Source organism: Allosphingosinicella deserti (genome assembly GCF_003012735.1).
GTDB lineage: Bacteria > Pseudomonadota > Alphaproteobacteria > Sphingomonadales > Sphingomonadaceae > Allosphingosinicella > Allosphingosinicella deserti.
In genome coordinates this window covers 38,773-53,369 of record NZ_PXYI01000014.1, presented here as the reverse complement: position 1 = coordinate 53,369, position 14,597 = coordinate 38,773, and the positions used below count along the sequence as shown (strand labels likewise).

At 65.8% G+C, this 14,597-nt stretch carries 12 protein-coding genes; 8 read left to right on the top strand and 4 right to left on the bottom strand.

Annotated features, from left to right (window positions below):
- Positions 1–63: 63 nt before the first annotated feature.
- The 5 genes from C7I55_RS26455 to C7I55_RS26435 are packed head-to-tail and all read left to right on the top strand — an operon-like array spanning position 64 to position 5,854.
- Positions 64–642 carry a polysaccharide biosynthesis/export family protein gene (locus C7I55_RS26455; protein WP_106516059.1) on the top strand — a complete coding sequence of 193 codons (579 nt, stop codon included), beginning with the start codon at positions 64–66 and terminating at the stop codon, positions 640–642.
- 3 nt (positions 643–645) lie between these two features.
- Positions 646–1,878, top strand: a complete 1,233-nt coding sequence (locus C7I55_RS26450) for an outer membrane beta-barrel protein (protein WP_106516058.1) — start codon at positions 646–648, stop codon at positions 1,876–1,878.
- 11 nt (positions 1,879–1,889) lie between these two features.
- Complete coding sequence (locus C7I55_RS26445) at positions 1,890–3,305, top strand: pectate lyase family protein (protein ID WP_233222430.1); 1,416 nt, start codon at positions 1,890–1,892, stop codon at positions 3,303–3,305.
- 1 nt (position 3,306) lies between these two features.
- Entirely contained in the window at positions 3,307–4,689 is a 1,383-nt protein-coding gene (locus C7I55_RS26440) for a UDP-glucose dehydrogenase family protein (RefSeq protein WP_106516057.1), read from the top strand.
- 16 nt (positions 4,690–4,705) lie between these two features.
- On the top strand, positions 4,706–5,854 hold the full coding sequence (locus C7I55_RS26435; RefSeq protein ID WP_106516097.1) for a glycosyltransferase family 4 protein: 1,149 nt from the start codon (positions 4,706–4,708) through the stop codon (positions 5,852–5,854).
- Here C7I55_RS26435 and C7I55_RS26430 read toward each other — a convergent pair.
- Together C7I55_RS26430 and C7I55_RS26425 are read right to left on the bottom strand one after the other, a co-directional pair.
- On the bottom strand, positions 5,836–6,969 hold the full coding sequence (locus C7I55_RS26430; RefSeq protein WP_106516056.1) for a glycosyltransferase family 4 protein: 1,134 nt from the start codon (positions 6,967–6,969) through the stop codon (positions 5,836–5,838). The genes C7I55_RS26435 and C7I55_RS26430 overlap by 19 nt on opposite strands.
- On the bottom strand, positions 6,966–7,919 hold the full coding sequence (locus tag C7I55_RS26425) for a sulfotransferase (RefSeq protein ID WP_158266608.1): 954 nt from the start codon (positions 7,917–7,919) through the stop codon (positions 6,966–6,968). The genes C7I55_RS26430 and C7I55_RS26425 overlap by 4 nt, the downstream gene beginning before the upstream one ends.
- Positions 7,920–8,092: 173 nt before the next feature.
- Here C7I55_RS26425 and C7I55_RS26420 point away from each other — a divergent pair, with 173 nt between their 5' ends.
- On the top strand, positions 8,093–9,211 hold the full coding sequence (locus C7I55_RS26420; RefSeq protein WP_106516054.1) for a glycosyltransferase family 4 protein: 1,119 nt from the start codon (positions 8,093–8,095) through the stop codon (positions 9,209–9,211).
- A 27-nt stretch (positions 9,212–9,238) separates the two neighbouring features.
- Here C7I55_RS26420 and C7I55_RS26415 read toward each other — a convergent pair whose 3' ends face one another.
- Positions 9,239–9,418, bottom strand: a complete 180-nt coding sequence (locus C7I55_RS26415) for a hypothetical protein (protein WP_106516053.1) — start codon at positions 9,416–9,418, stop codon at positions 9,239–9,241.
- Between the two features lie 158 nt (positions 9,419–9,576).
- Positions 9,577–10,914: an O-antigen ligase family protein gene (locus tag C7I55_RS26410; RefSeq protein ID WP_106516052.1), complete on the bottom strand. Its 1,338-nt coding sequence runs from the start codon at positions 10,912–10,914 to the stop codon at positions 9,577–9,579.
- 333 nt (positions 10,915–11,247) lie between these two features.
- Here C7I55_RS26410 and C7I55_RS26405 point away from each other — a divergent pair, with 333 nt between their 5' ends.
- Together C7I55_RS26405 and C7I55_RS28605 are read left to right on the top strand one after the other, a co-directional pair.
- A complete protein-coding gene (locus C7I55_RS26405) occupies positions 11,248–12,381 on the top strand; it encodes an acyltransferase family protein (RefSeq protein WP_158266607.1) in 1,134 nt (377 codons plus the stop codon).
- Between the two features lie 507 nt (positions 12,382–12,888).
- Positions 12,889–14,472, top strand: a complete 1,584-nt coding sequence (locus C7I55_RS28605) for a hypothetical protein (RefSeq protein WP_199193092.1) — start codon at positions 12,889–12,891, stop codon at positions 14,470–14,472.
- Positions 14,473–14,597: the final 125 nt, after the last annotated feature.

Genomic DNA, 14,597 nt, shown 5'->3' with positions numbered 1-14,597 from the left:
CCCACCCATCGGATCGGGTCGAACGGCTAGTCTGGCTCTGCCTGATCCATGTTGGAGGTACCCATGTCCGCCCCAGGTCTGAAACTGGCATGTGCCCTGATGCTCACGCTGACCGCCGCCTGCTCCACCGGGCTTGGCAAGTTGCCGGAGACGGCAGGCGCTGACGCCGCCGAACTCCGTCTCGGAAGCGGCGACGAGCTGCGGGTCGTCGTTCCGGGCCTCAGCGGAACCGACGCTGCCGCGAACACCGCTTACGTGGTCAACGACCGCGGCGAGATTTCGCTGCCCGTGGTGGGGGCGGTCCGGGCTTCCGGCCTCACCCTCAGCGAACTCGAAAGGGCGATCGCGTCGAAACTGGTGGACGGCGAATATCTCGTCTCGCCAAGCGTCAGCGTGCAACCGGTGAAACTGAGGCCGGTCTATGTGACCGGAGAAGTTCGCAACCCGGGCGAGTATCAGTATCGGCCGGGCATGGCGGTGCTTGCAGCCGTCTCGGCGGCGGGCGGCTACACCTACCGCGCCGTGCAGGGCAAGGTCGCGATCACCCGCGTCGTGGGCGGGCGGGCCACGACGACGCGCGCTACCAACGCCTCCTGGGTGCTGCCCGGAGACACGATCGTCGTATACGAAAAGTGGTTCTGAGACATGAGGCCGATCAGGGGGGCGGTGCTGGTCTCCATCTCCAGCCTTGCGCTCGTCGCCCCCCAATTGGGAGGAGCCCAGGAGCTCAGCCGCGCCACTCCGGTGATCGGCAGCGCCGAAACCGATTTTCCACGGACCCCCGTCACCGTCGGGGACACGCGGCTTTTCCTCAACGGCGATGTCCGGCTCGAATATGACAGCAACATCTATGCTCTCCCGAACGACGTGACCTCCGATTTCAAGATCGTGGCCGCGCCTGCGCTCAACGCGGTGCTCGAGAAAGAGCGCTATCGGATGACCGGTTGGGCCAATGCCCGATTCGAGCGCTTCCTTGATGCCACTACGGAAAATTCCACCGCGGCGTCGGTCGGTGCGACGGGCGAATATCGGGTCCGCGGAACCGATGCGATCGCCGCTCTCGTCGCCTACGAGCGGGCAGTCGAGTCGCGGGGAGATCCCGAGGCGAGGATCTCGCCGACCACGGGTCCTCGCCTGATCGACATCTCGCGCGCGGAGCTCGGCTATACCCGAACCGGCACCCGGGTCGGTTTTCGGGTGCGCGGTACGGCCGCACGGTTCGACCATGTCAGCGCCGTCGATCGCGAACGGGATCATGACAGCTTTTCGCTCAGCGGACGTTTGCGCTACCTGCTCACCGATCTGAGCAGCGCCTTTGCAGAGCTGTTCTACAATCGGCGCAACTTCGCGCTGCCCTTCGACTTGAGCGGCGTGAACCGGGACTCGGATACGGTCGGTGGAAGGATCGGGATCGCGATCGATCCCGGCGGGGTCCTGCGAGGCGAAGCGGGAGCGGGCATTTTCCGGTTCAATCCCGCAGATCCCTCCCTTCCTTCCCGCACCGGCTTCTCGGCGCAGGCGGCACTCATCTACCAGCCTCGCGCGCGGCTCGCCTTCACGCTCGACGGCTTCCATGGCGATGCCGCGACGGTACGCAGCGGCGCCTATGCCAGGGAGGACACGCGCGTGCGCCTCGGCGTGCAGCAGGAGGTCCGTCGCAATCTCCACTGGCAGGCCGGCGCCGTCTACCGCCGCTCGGCCTTTCTCGGCACGTCTGTCGTGGAACGGACGCTCGGCGGCTACGGCGAGGTCGAATATCTCGTCAATCGCCGGGTCGCGGTGGCGCTGAGCGGCCGCTACGCCGATCGCAACAGCAATCGGCCCGGCGAGGATTTCGAGCGATTTCGAAGTGCGCTCGAACTTCGGCTGCAATTCTGAGGCCGATCGTCATGATCTGTTCCGCACGCCCCCAGTTCCAGGCTCCAGGTCTTCGGCGCGGCTCCGCGCTGCTTGCCGGCGTGCTGGCCCTTCTCCCGTCCTGCTCCGGACGGACGGAAGCGGCGCCGCCGCCTCAGCCGACTCCGGTCTCGGGCGAGCTCGCCTTTCCCAGTGCCGTCGGCCATGGCGCCACCAGTCGCGGCGGTCGCGGCGGCCGCATCCTTTATGTCGACACGCTCGAGGATAACGGCCCCGCCTCGCTCAGGAGCTGCATCGAGGCCTCCGGGCCCCGGACCTGCGTCTTCAGGGTCAGCGGAACGATCCGCTTTCACGGCCCCTCTCCGGCGATCAAGCAGCCTTACCTCACGATCGCGGGGCAGACCGCGCCGGGCGGCGGGATTACCATCGCCAATTCTTCGGACGGTGCCGGACGAACTCCGATCATCGTCAAGGACACGCATGACGTGGTGATCCGCCATGTGCGGGTCAGGCTTGACACCTTCGGACCCGATCCGGCGGGGGAGGACGCCTTCACCATCGAGAACAGCCGCAATGTCATTCTCGACCATGTAAGCGGCAGCTGGGCCCGTGACGAACTGGTCAACCCTTATGGCGACAATGACCGGATCACGATCAGTTCGTCGCTGTTCGCAGAGGGAATACCGCCGCACGACAAGTGTGCGCTTCTCGGCAGCGACCCTCAGGGTCCGCAGAATCTGAGCTTCATCGGCAATCTTTGCGCGCACAGCGGCGATCGCAATCCGGACATCAATTTCGCACCCGGATCGTGCGTGGAAGTCGTGAACAACGTCTTCTACAACGCCAATTCGCAGTTCGCGGAAGTCTGGGAAAGCTATGGTGGAACGCCGGTGGCGATCACCGGCAATTATTTCCGTGGCGGGCCGAACACCGCACGCAAGGCGGTGGGCATCGACCGCGAGCTGATCGGCTCCAAGGGGATCTCCAGGGTCTATCTCTGGGACAATCACTTCGACGGCGCTTTCGTGCACATGTCCCCTCTCCTGCCGGCGGCGACCATCGACAAGCCGACCTGCAGTCCGACCGTCAGGACGATGCCGTCCGGACAGGCCTATGAACGGGTTCTGAAAGAAGCTGGTGCCTTACCGCGTGATGCTTTTGACGCCGGAGTGCTCTCGGACGTCCGTACACGGCGCGGCAGGATCAAGACCCGGCCCGGGACGATCCCGGCAGCGGCCGCGGCGCCGCCTTATCGCGACGACGATCGCGACGGAATGGACGACGAATGGGAGCGCCGGATGCAGATCGACCCGCAGCGCCACGATCCGTGGGGCGACGCCGACCATGACGGCAACTACAATTTCGACGAGTTCCTCGACCATCTGCACCGGCGCCTGACCGCAAGCGCTGCCGCAGACGCCGCAACCACGCTCCAGGGAGGGCAATGACATGCGCATCACCATCGTGGGAGCAGGCTATGTGGGCCTCGTTTCGGCAGCCTGCTTCGCCGATTTCGGCCACGACGTCATATGCGTCGACAAGGACGAGGCCCGGGTCACGGCCCTGAAGCACGGCCGCATGCCGATCTTCGAACCGGGTCTCGAGAAGCTCGTCATGCGCAACGCGAGCGCCGGACGGTTGCAGTTCGAGCAGGAGATCGGTCCGGCGGTGGCGACTGCGGACGTGGTGTTCATCGCGGTCGGAACACCGTCGAGGCGCGGCGACGGCCATGCCGACCTAAGCCATGTCTATGCGGCGGCGCGCGAGATCGGCCGGAGCCTCACGGGCTACACGGTGATCGCGACCAAGTCGACCGTCCCGGTCGGCACCGGCGACGAAGTCGAAGTGGTGCTGCGGGAGGCCGCTCCGAACGCGCGGTTCGACGTGGTCTCCAACCCCGAGTTCCTTCGCGAGGGCGCCGCGATCAGCGATTTCAAGCGCCCCGACAGGATCGTGATCGGCGCGGATTCCGGGGCAGCGCTCGCGGTGATGCAGGAGGTCTATCGGCCATTGTTCCTCAACCGCTCGCCGGTTGTCGCAATGGGGCGACGTTGCGCCGAGCTGACCAAATATGCGGCCAATGCGTTTCTCGCCACCAAGATCACCTTCATCAACGAGCTCGCCGACCTGTGCGAGGCCGTCGGAGCGGACGTCCAGAATGTCGCGCACGGCATGGGCCTCGACAATCGCATAGGATCCAAGTTCCTGCATGCAGGACCCGGCTACGGCGGCTCCTGTTTTCCCAAGGATACGCTCGCGCTTCTCAAGACGGCGCAGGATCATGAGACGCCCCTTCGGGTGGTCGAAGCAGTGGCAAGCGTCAACGAGGCGCGCAAGCGCGCGATGGGACGCCGGATCATCCGCGCGCTCGGGCGGGATGTGCGCGGAAGCCGAGTCGCCATTCTCGGCCTTACCTTCAAGCCGAACACGGACGACATGCGGGATTCGCCGGCGGTGGCGATCGTCCAGGCCCTCGAGGATGCCGGTGTCAGGGTCAGCGCCTACGACCCGGAGGGAATGGAGGCGGCACGAACCTATCTCCCCAATGTCACCATGGCCGGGAATGCCTATGAGGCGGCTGCGGACGCGGATGCGCTTGCGATCGTCACCGAATGGGACCTGTTCCGGGCGCTCGATCTCGAGCGGCTCGGCGCGGCGATGCGGCATCGAAGGCTCATCGATCTTCGCAACGTCTATTCGCGCGCCGCTGCGGAGGCTGCGGGGTTCGCCTACAGCGCGATCGGGACAGGATCGCCTGCTGTGTCGGCGTCGGCCGGGCATGCGGCGAACGTGGAACCTTCGGCCGGGCGCGCGCTGGCGGCCGCGGAATGAAGGGCTGGAGGGCTTCATGGCCGGCGACCGGCGTCTGACGGTCTGTTTCCCGTTCACGGGTGACACCGTGGGCGGCAGCCACATCTCCGTGCTCGGCCTCGTCAAGGGCTTGGACCGCGCCCGCTTCCGCATCCTGGTGGTGCCGCAGGCCCGAGAGGGTGCAATCGCCCGCCTGTTCGAAGGCGAGGAGATCGTGGCGAGCCCGGAGGCCGCCAACGAGCCTCTCGAGCCCGGTATGCGGATCGGGCCGCGGCAGGCCTTGCATGCGCTCTCGGGACTTCGCGCGAAGACAGCGTTCCTCAAGGCTCAAGGCGTCGATATCGTCCACAGCAATGACGGGCGCACGCATGCGGCCTGGGGCCTGGCCGCCCGGCTCGCCGGCGCGCGCTTGCTTTGGCACCATCGAGGCGACCCCAACGCGCGAGGACTTCGGCTGATCGCTCCTTTGCTGGCCGATCATGTCCTCGCCGTTTCTCAGTTCGCCTTGCCACCCGCAGGCCGATGGTCTGCGGCCCGCAAGGCGGAAGTGCTCCACAGCCCGTTCGACACCTCCGTCCGTGCGGATCGCCCATCGGCGCGGGCAAAGGTCCTGGCGGAGACCGGGCTGCCGCACGACACTCTCCTGCTGGGCTTCTTCGGAAGTTTCATCGACCGTAAGCGCCCGCTTGCCTTCATCGATGCCGTGGTCGCGGCAAGGGCGCTGCGCGGCTCGCGCCCCGTGGCCGGGCTCATGTTCGGGCGCCCCGAGGAGCCCGGAATGGAAGCTGCTATGGCCAGCCGCATCGCGGAGGGCGCAGCCGCCGGCTTCGTCCGGCTCATGGGCTATCGCTCTCCGGGCACGGAGTGGATCGCCGCGTGCGATCAGCTCGTCGTGCCGGCGATCGGCGAACCGTTCGGGCGCACCCTCATCGAAGCGATGCTGGTTGGAACCCCGGTCGTCGCCACCCGCTCCGGCGGCAACGTCGAAGCGGTCCGGGACGGCGCCGTCGGCATCCTGGTGCCGCCCGACGACCCGATGGCGCTTGCAATCGCCTGCTGTCGGCTTGCCGATCATCCCGGCGAGGCTGCGGCTTTGGCCGAACGGGCGCGCGAGGATGCGATCGCTCGGTTCGGGCAGGCGCGCCACTGCAGCCGGGTCGCGGAGCTCTATGCGACTCTTACCTGAGGCGCACGGACCGCCGGACGAGGCGTCGCGGCGAGTGCCTCGACGACATCGTTCCATGCGTTGAAGATCTGTTCGGGAGCGTAGCGGATCGCGACTGCGGGCGCGGCGTCCCGAAACCGGGCGCGGAGCGCCGCGTCGCCGAGAAGCCTGTTCAACCCTGCCGCGAGGGCCTCCATGTCGTCCGGTGCGACGAGCAGCCCGTTTGCGCCGTCGATGAGCAGATCCGAGGGCCCGAAATCGCAATCGGCGGCGACCGATGGCAGGCCGGCCGCGAGCGCCTCGCCGAGCACGTTCGGGAATCCTTCATAACGGGAGGAGAGCACGAACGCGCTCGCCTCCTTGACCCATGTGCCGGGCTCCGGGCTCAGACCGCGCAGGATCACGCGCTTACTCAGGCCCGCCGCCGCGATCCGCGCCTGCAGGACAGCACGCGATGGGCCTTCCCCCCAGATGTGCAGATCCCAGTTCGGGTGCCGGTCGGCAACGGCGGAAAAGGCATCGATGAGCATGTCGAAGCCTTTCTGCGGCGTAAGCCGGCCGACGGCTGCGAGGACCGGCCTCGCGGTCGCCACGGGCAGATGTTTCGCAGGGTTGACCGGGTTGGGAATGACGCGAACCCGGCTCCGCGCAGCGAGCGGGACACAGCGCCGGCTCCGTTCGGTCTGGCATATGACGAGGCTCGCCCGCAGGTGGACGAGGCTCGAGGCGAGACGCCAGAATATATGCGCATCCTGTCGCTCGGGATTGTTGCGCTCGGCGACCACGACCGGCGCCCGCAACCCCATGGTGGCGAGCAGGGTGAGGATGTTGACCTTGGTCAGGAAGCTCACCACGATGTCGGGTGCAAGCCCGTGCAGCGTGGATCGGAGGCGGCGAAGCCGGGCGAGGAAGGAGGCGCCGCCCTGGCCCGGGATGCCGAGCTTCACGACGGCGATCGGTTCCGGGAGCGGGTGGTAGACACGGTCGCCTGGACGATCGAAGCTGACGATCGTGACCCGGGTCCCGGCAGCCGACCAGCGCCCGGCAATCTCGGCGATCACCCTTTCGGCGCCGCCGGCGCCGAGCCCGGCGGTCACGATGGCGATGTGCCGCGGATGCGCGACGCTGCCGTTCATGCCGCAGGTTCCACCTCGTAGCCGAGCGCCGCGAGATCGTGATCGACGAACGCCTGGGTCCGTTGGTTGCTTTCGAGATAGTGATTGCCGACCCGGGCAGCGATGATCCGCCGAAGGCGGGCGTCCAGCCGACGCTCGACGATGCTTGGCGACAGGGCACGGAAGATGGGGGTCAGCCGCGCGAAGCGCTTGTGGAAGCGCGGAATGTGCAGCAGGGCGCCGGGGCTGAGCTCATTATGGTAGAACAACATGTTGAGCGGGCGCTGAACGGCCTGCATGATCAGCGGCCGTGCGGTGTTGACGCGCTCCCTGGCAGATGTCGGAATGCTCGCCTCGCCTCGGCAATGGCGGGCGATGCTGGCACTGAACGCGTGCGGATCCCGGGCGAGCAGCTCGTAGGGCAGAACCAGCACCCGCTCCTGGCCGAACAGCCGATGATACAATGCGATCAGCCGATCATAGCAGTAATATCCAAGGTTGAAGGTCGGCTTGCGGCAAAGCGCCGGCTCGGGCGTGGACAAGAACCGGGTGATCGATTCGACGCCTCCGTCGGTCACGTGCTGGCTGTACATCGAACGGATGACCGCCTTCTGTTCCCGGATGACGATCAGCACGTGCGCGCCCGGGAACGTCCCGGCCAGCCGCTCGGCCAGCAGCTGGCGGTCCCTACCGCCGGAGGAGGGATAGCCGGAAAGGCGTTCATGGCTGAGGACGAGCGTACAGCCCTTGTCGGCGGCAAGGCGAATGGCCCGGCGATAACCGGCGGCGGCTTCGGCCGGATCGTAGAATAGCGGGTCGGGCACGACGAGCCGCTCGACGAGCGCATGGCGCGGAGAGCCCGTTTCGGTCGTGAAGCCCTGTCGCGGATCATCGAACAGATTCGACTGCAGCCAGGTGGACGCGGTCTTGTGATAGCCGATGTGGAGAAGAAGCGGGACACGCGTCCGCACGCCTTCCTGTGGCATTGCACCGGTTTGCGCCTCTCGGGCCCGTTCGCCGACATGATCCATGCACACGATCTGCCATAGAGGCGGCCGGAATCGAAAAGGCGCAAAGAGCCTAACTCGGAATCGCAATTGCGGCCGGCTGCCCCTCGCCCGATGGTCGGGTCTGGGAGGCCGCAATGCACATCCTGTCCATCCTCACGAGCTTCACCTCGGGCGGTGCCGAGACGCTCGTCTGCAATCTTTCCAGGCAATTTGCCGGCAGCGGCCACGAGGCTTCGGTTGCCGCCCTGGCCGACGCCCGAGCGGTCGGCAATTCCGTCGAAACCGAGCAGGCGATGATGGCGGCCGTTCGCCAGGCAGGCGTGCACGCCAGCTCGCTCGGACTGGTGCGACGCGGCAACGTCCTGACGGGAGCGCTTGCCCTTCGCAGGCTGCTTGCGGACCTGCGCCCCGACGTCATCCATGCCCATACGGCACGAGTTCTTCCGATGCTCTGGCTTGCCCGCACCAGGCAGCCGGTGATTTTGACGCATCACAATACGAGGTTGAGCTTTCCGCCACGCATGTTTCGCTTCTTCGACCGATGTGTCCACGCCTATGTCGCGATCACGCCCGGCTGCGCCGCGATCGCAGCGCGCTACGCGCGTCGACCGATACGGCTTATCCCCAACGCAGCCTCCGAGTCGTTCCGCGCAGCAACATCCCGGGCCCGTCCTGCGTCAATTCCCACGATCCTCAGTGTCGGTGCGCTGACCAGCCAGAAGGATTATCCGACGCTGATCCAGGCGGCGCCCCTGCTGGCCCGCGCACTCTCGCCACACCCGTCGAGCGGGAGGATCAGGATCGTGGGAGGCGGTGCCCTGATGGACTCCCTCCAGGAGCTGGTCGAACGTCATCAAGCAGGATCGATCGTGGAGCTGATGGGACCGCGCGGCGACGTGCGCGAACTCATGGCCGCGGCCGACCTGTACGTGAATTGCTCGCTTTACGAAGGCATGCCGATCGCGGTCATCGAGGCGCTGTCGTCGGGATTGCCGGTCGTTGCGACGGATGTCCCCGGCAACAGGGAGTTGATCGGGCATGGGCGCAACGGCCTGCTCGTCCCTGGCGCCGATCCCGGTCGCCTTGCAGACGCGCTCGCGTCGATGCTGACCGACGAAGCTCTCTACCGTCGCCTGTCAGAAGGGGCGCTGGCCAGCGCGGCCGCCTTTTCGATCGAAGGCTGTGCGCAAGCGCATGTCGGGCTCTACGGCGAGGCGATCGGCAGCGCCACGGACGCGCGCAGAGTGGCCTGATATTCCGGTTCCCTCATACCGGTCCGATCACGGCATGAATACATCTGCGATGTCCGGCGGGCCGCGCTCCAGTCGCCGCGCGGCGCGATCATAAGCATCCGCCATCAGACGGAGGGTGTCGGTCTTCGCGCCACGCTCCGCGGTCGCCGCGAGCGCACGGTAACGATGCGCGCGTCGCCGCAGATCGGCGATGGATAGACTTGTCACTCTCCCCCCGCATTCGCCTGCCATGAAGATCGTCCCCCCGGCGGCTTGCAAGATCCTGTCTAGGCGGGGGGCGGACCATGAACCATAAGCCTAAAGGCGGTAGCGTTACTCTGCGCCCGATCCTTCGCCGCCTGCCGGGCCTGTTCCGCGGCGCGGGCTCACGGGGCGGCGAGGCGGCCGGTCTCCGGACCGCGGCGGGCGTAAACGGCGCTCAGCGCCACCATGACGGGCATCAGCCATAGACGTGCGTACATGTGCGCGCTCGAGTTCGTGTAGACCAGAAACACAACGAGGACTCCGGCCGCCATCGCTCCGGCCGCCTTGTCGATCCGGAGGGCGTTGAATGCGAGCAGCCCCAGCACTCCGAGGGTCGCGAGCAAGCCGAGGAACGCGATGAAGCCTCCCTCGGTCCAGATAAGGAGATACAGTTGGTGGACCGGGGCGCCGTGCAGGCTCTCCTCGCGAAACCGATCGACGCCGAGTCCGATGATCGCCGTGTCCTCTGCCATGCCCCATGCTTCCTTGATCAGCTCGGCCCGCCCGGCGAAGGTGCCCGCCTGGTTGAGGTCGCCGGATGCAATTGCTCCTGCAACGCGCTTTTCGAAGGTTGCCGGCAGCGGTGCGCCGCTGGCGAAGAAGATGGCCGCGGCAATCCCGAGCACGACCGCCAGGCGCATCATCTGCCGCCAGCCCAGGAGCAGGAGGGTGACCGACACGGAAAGCATCGTGGCGGAGAAGCCGGTGAAAGAGGCGCTCAGCAGCAGCCCCCAGACGAGGATCGCCCCGCAGATTGCGGCGGGAATCCAGCCGATGATCCGCTTGTGCAGCGTGTAGATCAGCATCGGCAGCGAGAATGCGATGACCGCACCATTCCAATTGGCTTCGCCGGCAAGCGCACCGAGACGCCCGCTGCCGGTGATGAACTTCGTTCCAAGCAGCGCACTCGTCTGGCCATAGGAAAAGAGATTTATGGCGATGATCCCGATGAGCTCCGACATCGCGGTGCCGAGACAGTAGATGAGCGGCAGCCTGCTCGTCTCCGACATCGAATAGGAATTGAGAAGCATCGGGATGAGGCAGAGCGCAAAGCTGTATTGCGCTCCGACAACCAGCCAGCGGCTGAGGTCCCCATGGATCGCGGTGCTGACGAACAACCCTCCGAGCATCGTCGCGACCGCCAGGAACCAGAGTGGCGTGAGGCCGCCGAACGGGGTGCCGCTGAGCCGCCCGGTCGCCACCATGATCGCGAAGCAGCCGACGAAGGCCACGTCCGAGACACTGATGTTGAGCGTCCCCGGGCGAAGCAGATGCCAGCTTCCGGCAAGCACCGACAGGAACATCAGCAAACGCCCCGTGGCGGTCAGCAGATCGCTTCCGGGCTCGATACGGCTGTCGGAGCGTCGCGGATCGGTGAAGCGCGCAGGGCGTACGTCCATCGTCCGGACCGAGGCCGAAGCGGGACCCGTGCCGTCTCCCGGAGGCACATTCTCGATCACGCCGGGACTCCTTCGCTGCGATCGCGCGACTGTGGAGTGCGGACCTCCGCGCAGCAAATGCGCATGGGGTACTTCCGCGGAACCTTTGACCTACCCCCTATGAGGTAGCTTCCCGGGCCGCCACGCCCCCGGCGGAGGATAACGAAGTTGTCATCGAGCAAGCCGCCCGGACTAACCCTTATGGCCCGTGCACCCACTCGGGAAAGCGATGTACTGTCGGGCCGACGGGACTTCGAAGCGCGCCGGGCGGCCGCTCGAGCGCGATGGCGGCTTACGAACGGAGAGCACCATGACCCTGCGACCTGCGTTCCTCGAGCGGGCCACGAGCGCCCGATGACCCGCTACGCCGGGCGCCCCGCCGACCGAAGCGGACGGGCGGACGGCCTCGCATGCCCGCCGAGCGGGTTCAGTCCTGCCGCGCATGGCCTTCGCGGGATCGCATGCCTGCTCGTCCTTACCGCGCATATCCTCGCGGGCGCATCGGAGCACATCTATCCGGGCGATCGGGACTATGCAGCGCTGGTTCGCATCCCTTCGATGTTCGGCACTTACGGGGTGTACCTGTTCTTCGTCATATCCGGCTATGTGATCCTTCCAAGTGCAGTCCGCTATTCGCCGAGGGAATTCGCGCTGCGCCGCTGGCTGCGTCTGTACCCGCTATTCTTTGCCTTCTCCGTGCTGTTCGTCGTGCTGAATGCGATCACGAACGCGTACCCCAAGGCAAACAGCCTCGAGGCGATCGTCGCCGGCTTTCTCTTCCTGGACCTCTTCACGCCGACGGAGCAGCTCACCCCCAACGCATGGAGCCTGTCCTATGAAGTCATATTCTACATTCTGACCTCGCTGTGCGTCTACGCGCTGCTGCGGCAGAACCGCAATTCGGTGCGGATTGCCGCCTTCATGCTCGCCGCGGCGTTCCTCCTGTTCGAGCCGGTCTCGATATATTTTGTTCTCGGCGTCGCCATCCGCCTCGTCCAGGATCGATGGTCGCTCCGGGCGAGCCCCGGGTCGCGCCTGCTCGAATGCGCCGTGCTCGCGCTGGCGCTCTATGCCGTCAGCAGGGGCCGCCATGAATATGTCTGGCACGAATTCGACCGACCGACCCTCCTCGCCAGCGTCCTGTTCACCGGTGCATTCTTCTATCTCGCAACCCTTCCCGGCAGCCTCACCGGGCAGATGCTCGGCAACCGGGTGACGACCTATGCGGGCACGGTGAGCTACAGCCTCTACCTCGTCCACCCCTATGTCTACTTCCCGGTGCGGGAGATTTTCCAGCGGCTGGGAGTCTTCACCGATGCGATCGCTCCCTCGATTCTGTTGTTTTTCGCAGTCGTCACGTGCCTGTCGATCGGTGCGTCTCACCTCGTCCATCTTCACCTGGAGCGCCGCCCCTATGAGTGGTTCTTCAGACAGAGGATCTACGGCAAGACAGGACAGGAGGCAGGCGCGGGGCGAACCTGCCCCTGAGCGCCGAAGCCGCCTTGTCCGCCGCGACGGTCAGTATTCAGGTCAGCCACGTCAACTTCCGGCGCTCCGATTCGCGGCGCAACGGCTGCCGATTGCGCGGCCGCGCATCGGAATGCCAGCCGCAGAATGGCCGCCCGCTCTTCTTCTGCCGCCGCATGAAAATCACGCAACCGGGTTCGTTGATTAGATAACTTGCTGTTAGCAACCTTCTAACGTCGAGTTTACGCAAGTACGACTTTCGGTCAGTAGTGAATCCCCGGCATTGATATCAGTTGTTGTCGCGGTAAATGGGTCGCGGTCAGCGCTCCAGGGCGCGGCTGTCCGACACGATGGCCTTATTGCCGATGTTTCGGTCGATTGGTCGGGAGTGATCTCGAAGTAGATCGCCTTGCTCCCGCGCGCCCCTGCTCCTGGAAAGCAAATCAACTGCATGTTCAAGGCTCCGAATAGCGTTCGATCGGGCCTGAATACCGGACGAAGAAGGTTATCGCGTTGAATAGCAAATATATGTACCTGTTGGTTGCAAGCGGGCTCGTGCTTGGCGTTGCCGCCTCGGAGGCCGTCGCCTACGACAAACCCAAGCCGACCAACCCGGCTCCGCCGCCGCCGCCGCCGCCGCCGCCGGCCCCTACGCCTCCTCCCCCTCCGCCCCCGCCTCCTCCAGCGCCGTCGCCATCGCCGTCGCCGACACCGGGCGCCTACAATCCCGCAAAATTGTCGACCGGTGCCCAGCGCGCATTTCCCACAGCCGAGGGCTTCGGCGCCGGCGCGCTCGGCGGCCGCGGCGGAAGGGTGTTCGCGGTCACGACCCTGGCGGATTCCGGCCCGGGCTCGCTCCGCGAGTGCATGATGGCGACGGGCCCCCGCACCTGCGTTTTCCGTGTATCGGGAACGATCGAGCTGCTAAGCCAGATCAAGCCGACGTCCGGGAATCTCACCATCGCAGGCCAGACCGCACCGGGGGGCGGAATCGCCGTGCGCAATGCCCCCTCCAACCTTACCGGCTCTCCGCTCTTCTTCAACAAGCCCGACAACATCATCCGGCACATTCGCGTTCGTCCCGGTCCGACGTCCGGAGCCAAGCAGGACACGACCGATTCCGTGACGGTCGACGCGGGCGCGAAGAACACCATCCTCGACCATGTGTCGCTATCCTGGGCGACGGACGAGCCGTTCAATTCGACGAAGATGTCCTCGAACATCACCGTTCAATGGTCGCTCGTCTATGAGGGCCTGAGCCACTCGACGCACAAGCAGCTCGAGCACGCCAAGGGCATGTTCATCGAGGGCAGCGGCATCACCGTGCACCACACATTCATCGGCCACGCCACCGATCGCCTTCCCAATGCGGGCGTCGGCGGGCGCGTCGACATCGTGAACGTCGTGTCCTACAACATGCGGGAGATGGCGCATCAGTATTTCTCGATGCTGCAGGTCGCGCGCAACGCCGGCTCCGGAGTGAAGCGCGAGGCGAACGTCGTTGGGAACTGGATCTCACGAGGGCCCAGCTCTTCGGCATGGCTTCCGATCTACGGCGGCGACTACCAAGAGGAATATTCGACCTATCCCGGGTACGCCGGCCTTTACCTCAAGGGGAATATCGATGGTCGACGCACGCACCCGACCCTCGACGAACGCTATTTCCTGGAGCCGAAAGACTGGAAATACGTGACCGCCTATCCGTTTCCGATGACGGTCACGCTGTACACGGATGCCACCCAAGGCGTCCGCGACGTCGCGCAATTCGCCGGCGCCTTCCCGCGCGACACTGCCGATACGAGGGTCGTCAGTGAGTTCCTTGCCTGCAAGGGCAAGATTATCGACAGCCCTGCCGAGGTGGGCGGCTGGCCCACCCTGGCGGGCGGAACGCCGTTTCCCGACGCGGACCTCGACGGCATGGACGATCGCTGGGAGGCGTCAAAAGGCATCACCCAGGGCACTCTCGACGCTGACGGCGACGGCTACACCAACCTCGAGGAATTCCTGAACGAACTGGCCGGCGACCAGGACGCGAACGGTGTCCTTATCCTCCGAACCGGCCGCGGCACCGCTACGGTCCCTGCGGTCAATTGCGGACTTGCGGTGAAGTGATGAACGCGCGGGCAGGCTCGCCCTGCCCGCGCCCCGGCAGCATTGCAGGCCCTTGTCCTTGGGCGCCCGGGGCCAGTGCAAATGGCGGCGTTCGCTCCGAAACGGCGAATTGTGCCGTTGCCGTG